The 17,829-nt window shown below is 67.4% G+C and carries 15 protein-coding genes and 1 pseudogene; 7 read left to right on the top strand and 9 right to left on the bottom strand.

The features are described 5' to 3' along the window. The first annotated feature begins 38 nt into the window (after positions 1–38). Both pruA and ACZY0X_RS10800 read left to right on the top strand, forming a co-directional pair. Entirely contained in the window at positions 39–1,670 is a 1,632-nt protein-coding gene (gene pruA / locus ACZY0X_RS10795; protein WP_463770152.1) for an L-glutamate gamma-semialdehyde dehydrogenase, read from the top strand. Next, entirely contained in the window at positions 1,670–2,632 is a 963-nt protein-coding gene (locus tag ACZY0X_RS10800; RefSeq protein ID WP_463770154.1) for a proline dehydrogenase family protein, read from the top strand. The genes pruA and ACZY0X_RS10800 overlap by 1 nt, the downstream gene beginning before the upstream one ends. Before the next feature lie 5 nt (positions 2,633–2,637). Here the strand turns inward: ACZY0X_RS10800 and ACZY0X_RS10805 are convergent, their stop codons facing one another. Both ACZY0X_RS10805 and ACZY0X_RS10810 read right to left on the bottom strand, forming a co-directional pair. Continuing rightward, positions 2,638–3,036 carry a YybH family protein gene (locus ACZY0X_RS10805; RefSeq protein ID WP_463770156.1) on the bottom strand — a complete coding sequence of 133 codons (399 nt, stop codon included), beginning with the start codon at positions 3,034–3,036 and terminating at the stop codon, positions 2,638–2,640. A 14-nt stretch (positions 3,037–3,050) separates the two neighbouring features. Next, positions 3,051–3,551, bottom strand: coding sequence for an NUDIX domain-containing protein (locus ACZY0X_RS10810; protein ID WP_463770627.1), 501 nt, complete (start codon positions 3,549–3,551; stop codon positions 3,051–3,053). 88 nt (positions 3,552–3,639) lie between these two features. Between ACZY0X_RS10810 and ACZY0X_RS10815 the strand changes: the two genes are divergently transcribed. Together ACZY0X_RS10815 and ACZY0X_RS10820 are read left to right on the top strand one after the other, a co-directional pair. Next, the gene (locus tag ACZY0X_RS10815; protein WP_463770158.1) at positions 3,640–5,040 is read left to right on the top strand and encodes an acyl-CoA synthetase; all 1,401 of its coding nucleotides are present in this window, start codon (positions 3,640–3,642) and stop codon (positions 5,038–5,040) included. Beyond that, positions 5,037–5,387, top strand: coding sequence for a VOC family protein (locus ACZY0X_RS10820; protein WP_463770160.1), 351 nt, complete (start codon positions 5,037–5,039; stop codon positions 5,385–5,387). Before ACZY0X_RS10815 ends, ACZY0X_RS10820 begins: the two co-directional genes overlap by 4 nt. Positions 5,388–5,470: 83 nt before the next feature. Here ACZY0X_RS10820 and dapD read toward each other — a convergent pair whose 3' ends face one another. Continuing rightward, positions 5,471–6,448, bottom strand: a complete 978-nt coding sequence (gene dapD, locus ACZY0X_RS10825; protein ID WP_463770628.1) for a 2,3,4,5-tetrahydropyridine-2,6-dicarboxylate N-succinyltransferase — start codon at positions 6,446–6,448, stop codon at positions 5,471–5,473. Position 6,449: 1 nt separating this feature from the next. Here dapD and dapE point away from each other — a divergent pair, with 1 nt between their 5' ends. Then, positions 6,450–7,550, top strand: coding sequence for a succinyl-diaminopimelate desuccinylase (gene dapE / locus ACZY0X_RS10830; RefSeq protein WP_463770162.1), 1,101 nt, complete (start codon positions 6,450–6,452; stop codon positions 7,548–7,550). A gap of 159 nt (positions 7,551–7,709) precedes the next feature. Then, positions 7,710–9,323 (top strand): ABC-F family ATP-binding cassette domain-containing protein, encoded by a 1,614-nt coding sequence (locus ACZY0X_RS10835; RefSeq protein WP_463770164.1) that lies wholly within the window; start codon positions 7,710–7,712, stop codon positions 9,321–9,323. Here ACZY0X_RS10835 and ACZY0X_RS10840 read toward each other — a convergent pair. The 5 genes from ACZY0X_RS10840 to ACZY0X_RS10860 form a co-directional block, all read right to left on the bottom strand. Next, entirely contained in the window at positions 9,312–10,166 is an 855-nt protein-coding gene (locus tag ACZY0X_RS10840; RefSeq protein ID WP_463770166.1) for a type VII secretion target, read from the bottom strand. The genes ACZY0X_RS10835 and ACZY0X_RS10840 overlap by 12 nt on opposite strands. Before the next feature lie 115 nt (positions 10,167–10,281). Continuing rightward, complete coding sequence (locus ACZY0X_RS10845) at positions 10,282–12,021, bottom strand: outer membrane protein assembly factor BamB family protein (RefSeq protein ID WP_463770168.1); 1,740 nt, start codon at positions 12,019–12,021, stop codon at positions 10,282–10,284. Positions 12,022–12,151: 130 nt separating this feature from the next. Further along, positions 12,152–13,078, bottom strand: coding sequence for a hypothetical protein (locus ACZY0X_RS10850; protein WP_463770170.1), 927 nt, complete (start codon positions 13,076–13,078; stop codon positions 12,152–12,154). 14 nt (positions 13,079–13,092) lie between these two features. After that, positions 13,093–14,022: a hypothetical protein gene (locus ACZY0X_RS10855; protein WP_463770172.1), complete on the bottom strand. Its 930-nt coding sequence runs from the start codon at positions 14,020–14,022 to the stop codon at positions 13,093–13,095. Beyond that, positions 14,006–16,288 carry a TPR repeat domain-containing protein gene (locus ACZY0X_RS10860; RefSeq protein ID WP_463770174.1) on the bottom strand — a complete coding sequence of 761 codons (2,283 nt, stop codon included), beginning with the start codon at positions 16,286–16,288 and terminating at the stop codon, positions 14,006–14,008. Before ACZY0X_RS10860 ends, ACZY0X_RS10855 begins: the two co-directional genes overlap by 17 nt. A gap of 127 nt (positions 16,289–16,415) precedes the next feature. Here ACZY0X_RS10860 and ACZY0X_RS10865 point away from each other — a divergent pair, with 127 nt between their 5' ends. Further along, entirely contained in the window at positions 16,416–16,634 is a 219-nt protein-coding gene (locus ACZY0X_RS10865) for a hypothetical protein (protein WP_354523200.1), read from the top strand. 4 nt (positions 16,635–16,638) lie between these two features. Here the strand turns inward: ACZY0X_RS10865 and ACZY0X_RS10870 are convergent. Beyond that, positions 16,639–17,784, bottom strand: a pseudogene (locus ACZY0X_RS10870) (AAA family ATPase); the annotation flags it as partial. Positions 17,785–17,829 lie beyond the last annotated feature (45 nt).

Below are 17,829 nucleotides of genomic sequence, written 5' to 3' on the forward strand. Positions count from 1 at the left end.
TAATCCTTGAACGCTGCGAACGCGGGAACCTAATGAGCATGGACGCGATCACCGATGTGCCGCTGCCGGTCAACGAACCGGTACTCGACTACGCCCCTCAAAGTCCCGAACGCACCAGGCTCACCGCCGCACTCGACACGCTCGCCGACACCCCCGTCGACCTGCCCCACGTCATCGGCGGGAGGCACACGATGGGCGGGGGAGAACGCATCGACGTGGTGCAACCGCATCGCCACTCCGCCGTGCTCGGCACGCTGACCAACGGCGGGCCCACCGAGGCTGCCGCAGCCGTGGAAGCTGCGATCGCCGCGAAGGACGCATGGGCGGCCACGCCGTTCGACGAACGCGCCGCGGTGTTCCTACGGGCGGCTGACCTGCTCGCCGGACCGTGGCGGGAGAGGCTCGCCGCGGCCACCATGCTCGGACAGTCGAAGACCGCCTACCAGGCCGAGATCGACGCGGCCTGTGAACTCATCGACTTCTGGCGTTTCAACGTGGCCTTCGCTCGGCAGATCATGGCGCAGCAGCCGATCAGCACGCGCGGCATCTGGAACCGCACCGACTACCGCCCGCTCGAGGGCTTCGTCTACGCAATCACCCCCTTCAACTTCACCGCTATCGCGGGCAATCTCCCCACCGCGCCCGCGCTCATGGGTAACACAGTGGTGTGGAAACCGTCAGTGACGCAGACGTTCTCGGCCTACCTGACGATGCAGCTGTTGGAGGCAGCAGGACTGCCACCCGGCGTGATCAATCTGGTGACCGGGGACGGGTTCGCGGTGTCGGACGTGGTGCTGGCCGATCCGCGGCTCGCCGGCATCCACTTCACCGGGTCGACCGCGACGTTCCAGCATCTGTGGCGCGAGGTAGGTACGCACATCGACCGGTACCGCACCTACCCTCGACTGGTCGGCGAGACCGGAGGTAAGGACTTCGTGGTCGCGCACGCCAGCGCGCGGCCGGATGTGCTGCGCACCGCACTGATTCGCGGCGCCTTCGACTACCAGGGGCAGAAGTGCTCGGCGGCGTCGCGGGCCTTCGTCTCACGGTCGGTGTGGCAGCGGATGGGCGATGACTTCCTCGGTGCGACGGAGGCGTTGAGCTACGGCGACGTCACCGACCTGTCCAACTACGGTGGCGCGCTGATCGACGAGCGCGCGTTCGCCAAGAACGTGGCGGCCATCGAGCGGGCCAAGGGTGCTGCGGGTGTGACGATCGCCGCCGGCGGCGAATACGACGACAGCGAGGGCTATTTCGTGCGACCCACGGTGCTGCTCTCCGATGACCCCACCGACGAGGCGTTCCGCCGCGAGTACTTCGGCCCGATCCTGGCCGTGCACGTGTTCGACGATGACCGATGGGATGACGTCCTCGGTCTCGTCGACTCCGGCTCGGCATACGGCCTGACCGGCGCCGTGATCGCCGACGACCGCTCTGCCGTGCTGGATGCCGAGAACCGACTGCGGTACGCGGCAGGCAACTTCTACGTCAACGACAAACCGACCGGCGCGGTCGTCGGCCAGCAGCCCTTCGGCGGATCTCGCGGATCGGGCACCAACGACAAGGCGGGCTCGGCGCTGAACCTGTTGCGCTGGACTTCGGCCCGATCGATAAAGGAGACGTTCGTCCCGCCCACCGACCACGCGTATCCCCACATGGGGGCGAACTGATGTCCGGGGTGTTCGGCCGCGTGGCCCGGCCCGCGATCCTGGCGGCGAGCCGCTCGGACCGGCTGCGCCGGATCGCCGAGGAGCTGCCCATCACGCGTGATGTGGTGAACCGGTTCGTACCCGGGGCGACCATCGGCGACGTGGTGTCATCAGTTGCGGTGCTGCGGAATTCACGTCGCTTCGTCAGCGTCGACTATCTCGGCGAGGACGTTACCGACGCTGAGGCGGCCAACGCCACCGTGCAGGCCTACATGGACCTGCTGGAGGCGTTCGGGAACATCGCCGAGTTCGGGGATGGCCCGCGGCCGTTGGAGGTGTCACTCAAGCTGTCCGCGCTGGGCCAGGCGCTGCCCCGTGACGGGGAGAAGATCGCCTACGAGAACGCACACGCCATATGTCAGCGGGCCCGCGACGTCGGCGCCTGGGTCACCGTCGACGCCGAGGACCACACCACGACGGACTCCACGTTGTCGATCGTGCGGGACTTGCGCCGCGACTTCGACTGGTTGGGCACGGTCCTGCAGGCCTATCTGCGACGGACCGAGGCCGACTGCGCGGAGTTCGCGGCATCGGGTGCCCGAATCAGACTGTGCAAGGGCGCCTATGACGAGCCGTCGTCGGTGGCGTTCCGTGACCCCGACGAGGTGACCGACTCCTACCTGCGATGTCTGCGGGTGCTCATGGCGGGACGCGGCTATCCGATGGTGGCATCGCACGACCCTGCGGTGATCTCCGCGGTGCCGAGCATGGTCACCGAATTCGGGCGCAGCGTCGACGATTTCGAGTACCAGATGCTGTACGGCATCCGAGACACCGAACAGCGCCGACTGACCGACGACGGCAACCACGTGCGCGTCTACGTACCGTTCGGCACGCAGTGGTACGGGTACTTCGTCCGACGGCTCGCCGAGCGACCCGCCAACCTGACCTTCTTCCTGCGTGCGCTGACCGAGCGGAGGTAGGGACGTCAGTCGGTCATGGGGAACGAGTGGTGCTCGTGCACCACGACCCACTGCCCGTCGATGTTGCGCAGACCCATGGTGATCCGAAGCCGGCTGTCCGGGGCGGTCTCGAAGTCTGCGGGCGGGCCGCACCGCAACAACGCGTAGGCGAAGGCGACCTCGGCGCCGGCCTCCACGTTGAGTTCGACGAGTTCGAAGATCCCGTCGGTGCTGCGCTGCCAGTCGAAGAACGGGCCCCAGCTGTCGCGGTACTCGGCGATGCCCCGGACACCCTGATGCGGCGGGGGTACGTCGAACATCACGATGTCATCGGAGTGGTGGGCGACCACGCCGTCCAGGTCCTTTGCCTGCACGGCGTCCACCCACCGGGTGACCAGCGCTCTGACGTCGGCTTCGGCGCTCATGGCTCTCCCTTTCGTCAGGCCCTTCGCTCGGCCAGGCGCAGCAGCGTCCACGCGGCGAGGGTCTGCGCATCGGTGATCTCACCGCTCGCCATCATGTCCTCGACCTCGGACCGCGTGAACCAGTCGCTGTGCATGTCCTGTTCCTCGTACTCCCGGTCGTGCTCGCCCTCGGTCAGCCCGGTGGCCAGCCACACCCAGCCGCGCTGGCTCGTCATACCGGGGGCCACGTCGAGCTGGCCCAGCAGCACCATCGACTCCGCCCGCAGGCCCGTCTCCTCGCGCAGTTCGTCGGCGGCGAGCTGCTCGGCGGGCGGCTCGTCACCGTCGAGGGATCCCGGTGCCGTGCCCTGGGGAAACTCCCAGCGCCGCATGCCGATCGGATAGCGGAACTGCTCGACGAGCCGGAAGCGGTCACCGTCCTTGGGGATGACCAGTGCATACGTCGGCTTGACGATCACCCCGTAGATACCGAGGCTGCCGTCCGGCCTGCGGATGTCATCCTCTCGGACAAACATCCACGCGTTCCGGTAGACCTCGCGGGACTCGACGCGCTCAAAGGGATCCACCCGTCCAGTATCGGTGCCCAGCGGTAGCCTCGCTGACGTGTTGCTCACCTCGCTCAACCCGGCCGCTGTCGCCGCCGGACACGACCTCGACGACGCCGTTCGGATCGGGGACGCCTCGTTGAGTCGCAGCGATCTCGTCGGCGCGGCCACCTCGGTGGCGGAACGCGTCGCCCGCGCTCAACGCGTCGCGGTGCTGGCCACCCCAACCGCCACGACCGTGCTGGCCATCATCGGCTGTCTCATCGCCGGGGTGCCGGTGGTGCCGGTGCCTGCCGACGTGGGGGAGGCCGAACGCCGACACATCCTTGCCGACTCAGGTGCGCAGGCGTGGTTGGGGGAGCTGCCGCAGGACGCGGAGGGCCTGCCGCACATTCCCGTTCGGCTGCACGCCCGGTCCTGGCACCGCTACGCCGAACCCACCCCGGACTCCACCGCACTGATCATGTACACCTCCGGCACCACCGGGCCGCCCAAGGGTGTGGTGCTGAGCAGACGGGCGATCGCCGCCGATATCGATGCGCTGGCGCAGGCATGGCAGTGGACTGCCGATGACACGTTGGTGCACGGTCTCCCGTTGTTCCACGTGCACGGTCTGGTCCTCGGCCTGCTGGGTTCGCTGCGGATCGGCAACCGCTTTGTCCACACCGGCAAGCCGACGCCCGAGGCATACGCGCAGGCAGCGGGAACGCTCTACTTCGGTGTCCCTACCGTGTGGTCGCGCGTCGTCGGCGATCCGGACGCCGCGCGGGCGTTGTCCTCGGCGCGGCTCCTGGTGTCGGGCAGTGCACCGCTGCCGGTGCCGGTGTTCGACGAGCTGGTGCGCCTCACCGGGCGCGCTCCGGTCGAGCGGTACGGCAGCACCGAGACGCTGATAACCCTCAGCACGTCGGCCGACGGTGAACGTCGGGCCGGCTGGGTCGGACTGCCCCTCGCGGGTGTGCAGACCCGGCTCGTCGGCGATGACGGAGCCGAGGTCGCCCACGATGGCGAGACCATCGGAAGGCTGGAGGTCAAGTCGCCCACCATGTTCGATGGGTATCTGAATCGCGCGGATGCGACGGCCGACGCGTTCACCACCGACGGGTGGTACCGGACCGGAGACGTCGCGGTCGTCGACGCCGACGGTATGCACAGGATCGTCGGCCGCGAGTCGGTGGATCTCATCAAGTCCGGCGGCTACCGGATCGGAGCGGGTGAGATCGAGACGATCCTGCTGGGCCACGCCGGGGTGTCCGAGGCCGCGGTGGTCGGGGTGCCCGACGACGACCTGGGTCAGCGAATCGTGGCGTTCGTCGTCGGCGATGCCGACCCGGCCGATCTGATCGACTACGTCGCCCGACAACTGTCGGTGCACAAGCGTCCCCGCGAGGTGCGCGTCGTCGAGAGCCTGCCCCGCAACGCCATGGGCAAGGTCCTCAAGAAGGAGCTGATGACGTGACACTGGTGTTCGACGAGATCTGCATCGACGCCCACGACATCACCTCGCTGGCCGGCTGGTGGGCCCGGGTGCTGGGCTGGGACAGCGGCATCACGTCCGACGGTGACGCGGTGCTGTACGCGCCGCCCGGCGCAGGACCAAACTGGCTCTTCATCGAGGTGCCCGACGCCAAGGTGGTCAAGAACCGCATCCACTTCGACTTCCGGCCCGACGATCAACAGGCCGAGGTCGATCGCGTCGTCGGCCTCGGCGCGCGCCGCGTGGACATCGGTCAGGGCGACGAGTCCTGGGTGGTGCTCGCCGACCCCGAGGGTAACGAGTTCTGCATCCTCGCCGCCGACGACTGACCCTCTCTCACAGGTCGCCCAACGTGAACTAGTTGGCGAAGAATTCGCGAGAGTTGATCACCTAGTTCACGTTCGTCGAGAAATCAGTTGGCGTGCAGGGCCTCGTTGAGGGTGATGCCGGTGCCGTCGCGCTTGACGACCTCGACCGCGCCCGATAGCGAATTGCGGCGGAACAGAAGGTTGTTCGCCCCGGACAGCTCGATCGCCTTAATGGTCTTGCCGTCGCCAGCGGTGACCTTGGTTCCGCCGGTGACATAGAGCCCGGCTTCGATCACGCAGTCGTCGCCGAGCGAGATGCCGAGCCCGGAGTTGGCGCCCAGCAGGCATCGTTTGCCAACGGAGATGACTTCCTTGCCGCCGCCGGACAGCGTGCCCATGATGGACGCGCCGCCACCGACGTCGGACCCGTCGTCGACGACGACACCCGCCGAGATCCGGCCCTCGACCATCGACGTGCCCAGCGTTCCGGCATTGAAGTTCACAAAACCCTCGTGCATGACCGTGGTGCCCTCAGCGAGATGCGCGCCGAGGCGGACCCGGTCGGCGTCGGCGATCCGCACGCCCTTGGGCAGCACGTAGTCGACCATGCGGGGGAACTTGTCCACGCCGTACACCGCGACGGCGCCACGCTTGCGCAGTCGCGCACGGGTCTCTTCGAAGCCATCGACGGCGCAGGGCCCGTGGCTCGTCCACACCACGTTGGCCAGCAGGCCGAAGATGCCGTCCATGTTGGCGCCATGCGGCGCGACCAGGCGATGCGACAACAGGTGTAGGCGCAGGTAGGCGTCGTAGGCGTCGACGGGCTTGTCGTCCAGCGACGCGATCGTGGTGCGGACGAGGACGACCTCGACGTCACGCTCCGCATCGCGTCCCGCCAGCGCGGCCAGGTCCTCGGAGACCTCTGCCACCGACAGACGATTAGTGCCCGACGGACCGTCCACGCCGAGTTCGGGGGCGGGAAACCACGTGTCGAGGACAGTTCCGTCTGCGGCGATGGTGGCCACGCCCAAGCCTGATGCTGAAGTCACGGTGCTAGAGGTTACTGGACTAACCTCGGTGATCGTGGCCTCGTCTTCTGCTCTTCGCGCAAGCGGCTCATCGCTAGATTTGCGGGCCGATCCGATCGCGCTCACGGCGGCGCTGGTGGACATCCCCAGCGAGTCGCGGCACGAACAGCGCATCGCCGATGAGATCGAGGCCGCGCTGCGCGCGCAGGCCCCGGGCTTCGAGGTCATCCGCAACGGCGATGCCGTGCTGGCCCGCACCAATCTCGGGCGGCCGTCGCGCGTGCTGCTGGCCGGCCACACCGACACCGTGCCCGCCGCCGACAACCTGCCGAGTCGCCTCGTCGACGGCGTCCTGCACGGCTGCGGCACATCCGACATGAAGTCGGGCGACGCGGTGTTTCTGCACCTCGCGGCGACCGTGGTCGAACCCGCGCATGACATCACGCTGGTGATGTATGACTGCGAGGAGATCGAGTCGTCGGCCAACGGGCTGGGTCGCATCGAACGCGAGCTTCCCGAATGGCTCGCCGCCGACGTCGCGATCCTCGGCGAGCCCTCCGGTGGCTACATCGAGGCGGGCTGTCAGGGCACCATCCGTGTCATCGTCGGTGCCACCGGGACCCGGGCGCACTCCGCGCGATCGTGGCTGGGCGACAACGCGATTCACAAGTTGGGCGCGGTCATGCAGCGGCTGTCGGACTATCAGCCGCGCGACGTCGACATCGACGGGTGCACGTACCGCGAGGGCCTGTCGGCGGTTCGTGTCGACGGCGGTATCGCGGGCAACGTCATTCCCGACGCCGCGGCGCTGACGGTGAACTTCCGATTCGCCCCTGACCGCACCGTCGACGCCGCGGTGGAGCACGTGCACCGGGTGTTCGACGGCCTCGACGTCACGTTCGAGGTGACTGACGCCGCGGCCGGTGCGCTCCCTGGGCTGACCAAACCCGCTGCCGCGGCGCTGGTGGCGGCTGCGGGGGGTCAGGTGCGCGCCAAGTACGGCTGGACCGATGTGGCACGGTTCGCCGCGCTCGGGATCCCCGCGGTCAACTACGGCCCGGGTGACCCGAACCTGGCGCACCGCGTCGACGAGCACGTCGACATCGCGCAGATCACCGCGACCACGGAGACGCTGCGGAAATATCTGCTTGCGTGACGTCGTTAGGATGGGTCGAGTACGCGTAGTCGATCTGCGCGCTGTCGATTGAGGTGGGCCGCAATCTTGCTGGGAGACGACATCTCCGGATAACCCGGAGCACGTCCTGAGTCGCCCCTCCCTGCCCGTTTCACGGGCACTCATCGAGAGATCTCACACATGTCTTCCATCGTTGTCTCCAACCTGTCCTTCGCATGGCCCGATGACACCGCGGTGTTCGCCGGCCTGTCATTCACCGTGCCTGAGGGCCGAACCGGCCTGATCGCACCCAACGGCGCAGGCAAGAGCACCCTGCTGCGCCTCATCGCAGGGGAGTACACCCCCACCGAAGGGGCCGTCACCGTCGACGGGCTGCTTGGCTATCTACCGCAGTCGCTGCCCTTTGACGGGCACCTCACCGTGGCCGACGCACTGGGCGTCACACCGGTGATCGACGCCCTCGACGCGCTGGCGGCCGGCGACTCGTCGGAGGCCGTGTTCACCGCGATCGGCGACGACTGGGACATCGAGGAGCGCTCGCGTGCGCAGCTCGCGCGGCTCGGTCTGGGTGATGTCGCGCTGGACCGGCGGCTCGGCACGCTCAGCGGCGGCGAGGTGATCTCCGTGGGGTTGGCCGCACGACTGCTGGCACGCCCCGACGTGCTCCTCCTCGACGAACCGACCAACAACCTCGACCTCGACGCGCGGCACCGGCTGTACGACGCGCTCGACGACTTCGGCGGCACGCTTCTGTTGGTCAGTCACGATCGGGTGCTGCTCGACCGGGTGGACCGCATCGCCGAGCTGCGTGGTGGTGAAATCCGTTATCACGGAGGGAACTTCAGTTCCTTCACCGAGGCGCTCGAGGCCGCGCAGGCGGCGGCTGCGGCGGATGTGCGAAACACCGAACAACTCCTCAAGCGGGAGAAACGGCAGATGCAGCAGGCCCGGGAACGCGCCGCGAAGCGGTCGAGCACCGCCGCCCGCAACCTGAAAGACGCGGGGCTGCCGAAGATCGTGGCGGGCAAGCTCAAGCGGGACGCGCAGGAGTCCGCGGCCCGCGCCGACGACGTGCACGCCAAGCGCGTCGAGGACGCCCGCCAACGCCTCGACGAGGCCGAACGCGCGGTCCGCGACGACGACGCGATCGTGCTGGATCTACCCGACACCGAGGTGCCCGCCGGACGCACGGTCGTCGCCATGCGGTCCGTCCGGTTCAGTCACGGCGGTCGAGAGCTGTTCGCGGACAGTGGTATCGACCTGGACATCCGCGGGCCAGAACGCATAGCGCTGACCGGGGGTAATGGGGTGGGTAAGTCCACGCTGTTGCGGATTCTCAGCGAGGAACTGCCTCTCGAGGAAGGCGATGTGCAACGGGCCGATGGCCGGATCGCCTATCTGTCGCAGCGGCTGGATCTGCTTGACCCCGGGCGCACGGTCGCGCAGAGCCTGGCGTCGTCCGCGCCGAGCCTGAGCCATACCCGTCGCATGCATCTGTTGGCGCAGTTCCTGTTTCGCGGGGACCGCATTCACCTTCCGGTGTCGGCGCTTTCGGGTGGCGAACGGTTGCGGGCGACCCTGATGTGCGTGCTCTACGCCGAGCCCGCGCCACAGCTGCTGCTGCTCGACGAGCCGACCAACAACCTCGACCTCGTCAGCGTGGCGCAACTGGAGTCGGCGTTGAACTCCTACCGCGGGGCGTTGCTGGTCGTCAGTCACGACGAAGCGTTCCTCGACGCGATCGGTGTCGACCGCCGGTTGGTACTCGCCGAGGGGCGGCTGTCAGAGCGGTGACTGCTGCGGGCGGGTCTGTGCGGGCTGTGGTGGAGAACTCTCAACGGGCGCACGCCCCGCCGAGCCGGAGCCCTGCTGGGCGTCTGTCGCGGATGCCTGCGGGGGAGACGCGTTGTCGTCCTTGGGCTTTGACTCCTGCGGGCTCTTGTTCTCGTCGCGGGGCTCGCCGTCGGGTTTCGGTTCGTCGGTCGATGGGTCGCCGGCAGCCGCCCCGGCTGCGCCACCTGCGGCGCCGGTCGCCGCACCGGTGGCGGCCTGCACGATGCCCTGAACGCCCTGCATGACCTGCTGGGGGAGTTGTTGCAGACCCTGTGCGAGCCCCTGCAGAGGCTGGGTGACGGATTGGGCGGCCTGCCCGATCTGCTGGCCGATCTGACTGACCATCTGACCCGCCATGTCCCCGCCGGCCTGACCGCCGCCGGCCTGACCGCCGCCTGCCGCCCCCGCGGGGCCCCCGCCCGACGCTGTACCACTGGGGCCGCCGGTAGCGGCACCGCCGCCGCTTGAGCCGCCCTGGCCCTGCGCCGAAAGCGCCTCGGCTGCGGCCTTGAGCTTGTCGGCGCTGGCCATGTCGCCCTGGGCGTACATCTGCTGCGCCTTGCCCAGCAGCTCCGCGATGGTGTCGCTGGAAGTCTTTGTGGTCTGGATCGTGCCCATCCGGCTCTGCGAGACGCCGTCGAGGGCGCTGTTGACGCTGAATGCGATGTTGCCGAACGACGCGGCGACATCGGCGGCCTGCGGCGCACCCGCACCGGTCAGCTGTGAGAGCCCGCCCGCGACCTGGGTGTGGATGTCGGACAGCGGCGACAGTCCGGTATCGCCGAGATAGAACTCGCCCGCCATGTTTGATCCTCCCCGTGGTGCAGTGTCGCTGGCTTTGATTCTATGGGCTGCGAAGACGCGTGGTTGGCGGGAAATCGGAGCACGGTGTCAAGCCGCTAGACGTCCTGATGTCCCCTCATCGAAGGCCCACCACCTCGAAGCCCGGTTTGCGGAAACAGACCGCGAGGACAGCGCCGGGGACGGGAAGTAGCCCGCCCACATCGGCGCCGCACGGCGACGGTCGGGTGGTCGAGGTGCCGTCGGGCGCGATCGATGCCAACAGCATCTCGTAAGCGGGCCCGCGGGCGTTGGGACCCGTGATCCGTTCGCCGACGCGTGTCCACTCCAACGCCCATCTGCCCGAGTCCATCCCGACGCGGATGCCGATTGCCGTCACGGCCTGGCGCTCGCCGACGAGGTACAGGTCGACGAAGGACTCGTCGGCCTCAGTGAGACCGTGACCGATCTGTGCGACCGGACCTGGATACAGGCCGGCCTCCGCGGCACCGCGGTACACGCCAGCGAGACTCGAATTGCGGACACTGCGAACGTCACCAGACTCGGCCTCGACCACCCACAACCGGTCGTTGGCATAGCTGCCCCGATCCGAACTGCGTAGCAGCAGGGTGTTGGCCTCCGCCGCGACGAGGTCCCACATACGCGGCGGAACTCCGGCCTTATCCGCGAGGTCGACGGTCCGTTCCTCGCCACTGCCCACGTCGAACAGGTGGAGGGTGTCGCGTGAGCACATCGGCAGGTAGGCGACCGACTGATCCAGCATGACGAAGCGATTGTCCAGCCAGCAATCAGCCGATCCTGTGACCGTGCGGCGCCAGGTGTCGTTGCCCGACAACGGATTCAACATCGCCAGGTCGTCACTCCGGGCCACTGGGACGCCGCCGGCGTTCGCTTCGAGCCGACCCTGGAGGCGGCCGGCGTCGTCACGCGTCCACAGCACGCCACCGGTCATCGCGTCGAAGGCGGTGAGCGTCCACCGGTGCCGCTGGTCCTCGGACGGCACCGCCCGATTCAGGCACTCCACGATGGCGACGGCCTCGGCGTGCGTCCCAGTCGAGCGGATGGCCGTCGGTTCGCAGGCCTGGCCCAACAGGTGCCACGGGTAGTGCCACCGCTGCGCACCTGTGGCGCCGTCATAGGCGATCAGTGCATCGTCGCCACCCATGACGAAGCCCGGTCCCGCCGGTACCAGGCGACTGACGTCGCTCGTCGTCAGCGTGTAGGCCGAATCGCCGACTGACGCAGGCATCGCAGGGATCTCGACCCGGCCGGCCGTGGTGTAGTCAGCCCTCGTCGACGCGTGCGCCGAGGCCACGCAGACGGCGGCCGCAGCGGACACTGCAAGCCCGACCACGACGATCCCCGCTGTCGCTGCGGGCGCCTGACGGACGGCGGTCCGCAGCGAGGACAGTGGTATGTGGGAGGCCGTGTAGATGCCGACGCACAAGGACAGCGCCGCCACGGCCATGAGGATCCATGACGCCTGTGCGAGGCCGACCACGGGCTTGCCGAACGGCCCGTCGATCAACGCGGCCGCGTCTCTTGGCGTCGAGCTGAGGAAGGCGAGCACGGTGACTGCCACCACTGTCACCAGCACCGCCCAGCCGAGCACTGCACTGGGTCGACCGGCCAGCGTTCGCACACCAATCACGATGAGCAGCGCCGCGGCAACCGCTGTGAGGACCAGTGACGCACCGAGCAGCGTGGTCACCGGTCGCAGGGGTTCGGCGCTGCGGCCGGCGGGGATGCGAGCAATGAACGCGTAGGCGTTTACCGCCACCGCCCCGAGCGCCAGTCCGACGCTTACCTGGATCAGGATGCGCGCCAACCGCGTACGTCCGTGTCCATCGTCGACCACGCTTCCCTCCCTCAATGCACTCTGCCACGTGGCTGGGGTCTTAATTGCCGCAGTCGGGGCGGTGCCTTGGCGGGAAGTTGGCGCGTCGCCTCTGCGCGAGGGCGACCTGAGGGCATCTGGATACCCCGACCTATCCGTTCGCGGCGGGCCAGCCGGGAATCGGTTCGCCGTGCGGTGGTGGGCTGGCGTGGAAGCCGGTGGCCATCGCCATGCGGGCGGCCGCGTCGTCGGGCATGGCGTCCTCGCATTGCTGGCGGACTTCTGGAGTGTCGATGTACTCGCCCTGCCCCGATGGACCCCATAGGCTCGTACCGGCTCCCGTGATGAACCATCGGCCAAAAACGTCATCTACGGGTGCGGGCATCGGCCCGAGTTGTTGGGCAGTCGGTGGCGCGGGGGCGTTTGCGACTCGTGGGTCCTTGTCGGTGAGTTCGACACGCCAGACCTGGATTTCGTCTCGATTGCCGTACGTCAATTGTCCGGTCTGCTCATCGGCGGCGGTCGAGAAGAACTTCTTCGGGTCGTCATCGGCTGTGCGGTACACAGAGTAGGCGCCCAGGCAGACGGTGGCTCGATACCCGTCGCCCTGAGGAATGAGACTGAGGACGTGGGTTGGCTGATAGCCGTAGACCTGCCGTTCTACGTACGTCCACCCGTTCGCCTCATACTCCGCACGTGTCTGCGGGCGGATGTACTCAAGTTGAAAGAGCTCACCCTCGTTCGCGACGGGACCTTGATTCTCCGGTGTGGAACGCATGAACCCCGGATAGACGACGGACGGGTCGCCTCCGGCGAATGCCGCGAGCCGGATGGACTCGAGGTATGCCCGGAGCGGAACGGCGGGACCGGTATTGAGGTCGATCCCCGGTGCGGCAGACCAGTGGAAGCGGAATTCGTTCGCTTCTGGCGGCCAGTTCGGAAACAGCGGCGCGGGCAACGTAGCCGTCGACGTCATTGGTGGTGGCGGCGTCGACGGAGCATCGCAGGCGGCAGTGAACCCCATCGCCATGGCCAGGAATAGCGCGCCGGCCGAGGCGTGCCGGTTACTTGAGCACATCGCGAGACACCGCTCTAGCCGTTCGCGGCGGGCCAGCCGGGTATGGGCTCCCCATGCGGTGGCGGCGCGTTGTGGAAGCCGGTGGCCATCGCGGTGCGGGCCGCGGCGTCGTCGGGCATAGCGGCCTCGCACTGCTGGCGAAGTTCCGGGGTTTCGATGTCGTCGCCCTGTCCGGGGGCACCCCATAACCCCTGCGAACTTCCGGTGATGAACCACTTTCCGAAGACGTCATCGAGCGGCGCGGGTAACGGGCCGACTTGAGGGGCAGCGGGTGAGGCCTGCGCATTGGCGACGCGCGGGTCATTTTCGGTTAACTCGACGCGCCAAAACTGTATATCGCTGTCGTCGCGCAACATCTCGCCCGTTTTCTCGTCTGCAGCAGTCGAGAAGTAGCGACTGCGATCGGCATCATCGGTGCGATAGACCGAGTAGGCGCCCAGGCAGATCGTGGCTTGATAGCCGTCGCCTTGAGGCATGAGGTCGAGGATGTGGGTTGGCTGGTAGCCGTAGACCTGACGCTGCACATACTGCAATCCGTTGGACTCGTACTGTGCGCGTGTCTTTGGCCGAATGAACTCGAGTTGGTAGAGATCGCCGTCGCTTGTCCCGGGTTCAGTGTTCTCCGGGGTTGCATGCATGAACCCCGGGTAGACGACAGAGGGGTCACCGCCGGCAAAAGCGGCGAGTCGCATTGATTCGATGTACGCCCTGACGGCCACGGCCGGCCCGGTCTCAAGATCGATTCCCGGCGCGGCCGACCAATGGAAGCGAAAGTCATTGGCCTCAGCGGGATAGTTCGAGAATTCCGGCGGCGGGAGTGTGGCGGTCGATTCAGGCCGCGGTATGTCTTCCTTGGTGCCGCTGCACGCGGTCACCATCGCCAAAGCGAGCGCCGCGAGAAACACCGCCATCCCTTTACCCATGTCGTTACGAAAGTACGTCACGGTAGGACTTTTCGTACTCGCTGAGTGGGTCCTTGACGGGGCCAGTCATATTGCTGAAGTAGTCGCGCAGTTCGTTACTAAACGTGCCGCGGTCGGGGTCGTAAAGGACGTCGGGCGGCACCTCGAGTATCCCGTCGTTGTTTTTGTCGTACTCCGCCCTAAGGACTGCGATGTCCGCAGGGTTGCCGATGTTGTGCTCCATGAACGTTTGGGCCAGGACACTGCGCATGCCGAGTGAACTCTCGATGGGGGTCTTCGGAGGCTCGCCACCTTGGGGAGGTGGCCCCAGAATCGCGTCCTGCATCAGCTTGGATTGAAGTTCCAGTGCGGGACCTGCATACGGAATTCCTCCGGCGAGCCCGAATCCCGCGTCGTAGTTGGTCTTCATTCGCTCGTAGGCATCCAGCCGTGCCTTCGCCGCATCCGATTCGGTGTCCAAAACAGACATGTAGGCACCCTCGTCCCAGATGCCCTTCAACCGGCCGGCAGCCTCCATCGCGGCGGAGTTCGAGGATTGTCCGTTGCTGTCTATCACCGAACCCGCGTACTCGTTGATGTACGCCCCTTGCACTGATGCGGCCCGCGCGTCCAAAACCGCGGCCGCTGACGGGTCCGTTCCAAGAACACCCATCACCTGCGCGGCGTGCGGGTATGCGAGATTGCCTTCGCCGTCCTTGGCGGTCCATCCCGTGCTGCTGTCCAGCGGCCTGCCAGCCATCTCATCGACGTACGGGCTCATGGACTGCGCAAGACTCTGGGTCAGTTCGGGATTCATCTGGCCGAGCGACATGTTCGGTTGGCTGCCCGTGCTGTTGTTCATCAGGATGTCCTTGTTGGCGGGGTCACCGAGGTAATCCGCTATCGCACTTGCCGTTTGTCCCGCACGCTCGTTCACGGCCGGGTCGGGCGAGTAGGCGTCTCGTGAGATCCAGTCCGTCAGCGTGCTCGCCGACTGGCCGTTGTCCTGCCATTCGTGGGTCAACACGTCCTGCATGAAGTCCTTGTCAGATGTGAGCATGTCGTGGTTGACGACGGTGTCGCGTCCGGCCGTGTCGAAGACCCGTTCCACGACCTCATCGCCCCAGTGTTCTTGAGACTTGCCATCCGGACTCTCCTGAGAAGCCAGCCAGTCCTTGGCATTTGACATCATCTCGCGATCCAGCGCAGTTCCCTGCTGGAACCTCGGATCGCCATCGCCAACGATGTCGGCCAGATTCTTCATGCCGTCGGCTGCTCTCGTGCGTTCGGCGCCCTCCCAGTCCACCGGTCCGGAACCCGGATATCCGGGGCGGGGATCGGGCGGCCCGTCGAAGTCGGATCGCATGTTCAGCGTGTCCTGGACACCTCTTGGTAGCGCTCCGGTGTCGCCGGGAAGCACCCCGTCATTCGGCAGCGGGCCGCCGGGGGTCGACGGGACGACCTGCGGTCCGTCGCCATCGTGTCTGGGGTACTCCACATTCGGATTGCTCATGACCTGCATCGCGTTGGTCAGGACGTCCTTGTTCTCGCCAAGCCGCTCGCGTGCCGCGTTCACGTCGTTCATCGACATGTCTGACATCTGGGCCTGCATCTGGCCGACGAGTTCTGCCTGTACCGGATCCAGCGGGTGGGCGGTGCTGTTCGGGCCCAGCTGGTCGTTGTCGATTCCGTTGAGGATCTCGTCGACCTTGGCAGCAGCCTCCTGGTCGCCGGCGAGGGTCTTGCGAGCCAGTTCCTCCATGTCCTCGGGCTTGAGGTCCTCCTCGTCACCCTTGATCTTCTGAAGGTCGCCGTCGCCCTCCTTGGGGCCGAACTTCTGATCGTTGAGTGCCTGGTACTCACCGCCGATGCCCTTGATGGCACCGCCGATCCTGTTCAGCTCTGCGTTCGACGTTGTGATGATCTCGGTGACCTGCCCGAGGCCGTTCTTCACGATCGGCATCAGCATCTGTTCGCGGGTCTTTCCCGCGGGCACCGACGCCGCGGCGTCGAGCACCCACTGCCGGACCGTGTCGAGGTTCTGGCGGCCGGTCGACACGACCTGGGCCGATTCGGTCACCTTGGCGCTCAGCCTCTGGTCCAGCGACGCCAGCTCGCCGAAGACCTTGCCGTGGTTGGTGTTCGCCGTGTCATACGCGCTCGCCGCCGTACCGCTCCACCGCGAGCCGGGTGCGGCCGATTCCACCGTCGTCTGCATCTGGCGCAACGACCCGCTCTGGTCGAACGACTCACCGGTCTGAGGTGTGCCCTGCCCGAACGTCTCTCGCGCCTTCGACCAGGTCGACATGAACCCGTCCAGCACGCCCACAGCACACCCCCCACGGAAAGAAAAGCACAGTCCGAGCCCAATCCTAAGCTGCACCGGCTACCCGTTGACGCAGCAATTGCGAGATCACCGGACTACGCTCGGCCCGATGTGGCCGACCATCGCGAAGATCGTGCTCATCGCATTCCTCGTGCTCGCCGCCGTCGTGATCGTCGCGGTGTTCATTCGCAACTCGCGTGCCAAGGGGTTTCCGACGCAGGAGTCCTCCAGTCACTTCAACCAGGCCAGGGGCGCCATGCCGCCTATGCCGAAACCCGGCTGGGTCGACGACGAGGCACCGCGCGACACCGGACCCGACGGCCGCTGAGGCGTCAGGCCCGCGCGGCCTCGGCCTGCCTCGTCGCGTCGGCCGCGATGCCCATCATCCCGATCTCCGTGAAAGCCGCTGCCGCCGTGTCTATCCCAGATGCGTCGCGGGCTGTGAAGGCCCGCGCGTAGTCCAGTGCCAACCGGCCGACGACGCAGTCCAGGCCGAGCCGCGCGATCCCGTCGGCGGCTCTGATGTCACCGAAGCGCACCGCATCCAGCAGCGCGCGTAGCGCGACGGCGGACTGTCCGCCGCGTTCGGCGGCGCGGGCCGCCTCCCGCGCCGCGTTGACGGCTCCGGGCGCGTCCCGGCGTGCCGCCGACGTCCACACCCTGGCCAGCGAGAGCTCGGGCGCGAACAGCATCGACTTGAGACCGTGGCGGGCCTCGGCGCGCGCCAGCACCCGGCCGGCGTCGGCGGTACGGCCCATCTGACCGAGCCCCTGCGCCAACAACATCCACGCCAGCGGACCCCACGAGTAACCCGTCTGCGCGAGCGATGCGGCGGCCGGCTCGAGCAGGTCGACCGCCGCGCTGGGGTCGCCCCGCCAGATCAGCACGTCGGCGACGAGCAACTGGCCGATCGCGTGGCCGGGCTGTCCCTCCTCGGTTGCCTCGGCGAGTTCGGTTGCCAGCGCATGCGCTCGGTCCAGGGCTCCGGACATCACCAGGGCGGTGGTCTGCCCGAATCCGCTGGTGAATCGCAGCAAGCCGGGGTGGCCGGCGCTGATGGCCCGCAGCGCAAGGTCATCGACGTCGGTGAAGGAGCCCATCCGCGCGTTGCACAAGGCGGCAGCGGCCGCGGCCCACCCGATGGCCTGGTCGTCGGAGTCCGGTGAGGCCAGCACCCCCTGCGCAATCTCCATGGCGCGCTGCGGGCTTCCCGCGTTCATCGCGAACGTGCCCAAAAGTGCGTCGACGGTCGCTCCTGCCGGCCCGGACGTCACGCGGCCCCGGGTGGTGCGCAGGAACGCCGTCGCGCGTTCGGGTTCGTCGAGCATCCAGAACTGGTTGGCCGCCCGCGGCAGCGCCCACGCCATCAGATCGGCCTCAGACAATGTCGACGGGTCCACGTCGTCGAGCACCGCGGCGGCGTCGCGACCCAGGCCCTGCCATGCCAACGCCTGCGCGACGACTAGGCGCGCACCCAGGGAGTCGTCATCGGCGAGCACGGCCGAAGTGTATGGCCGCCGACC

Source organism: Mycobacterium sp. IDUB_39, assembly GCF_055419205.1.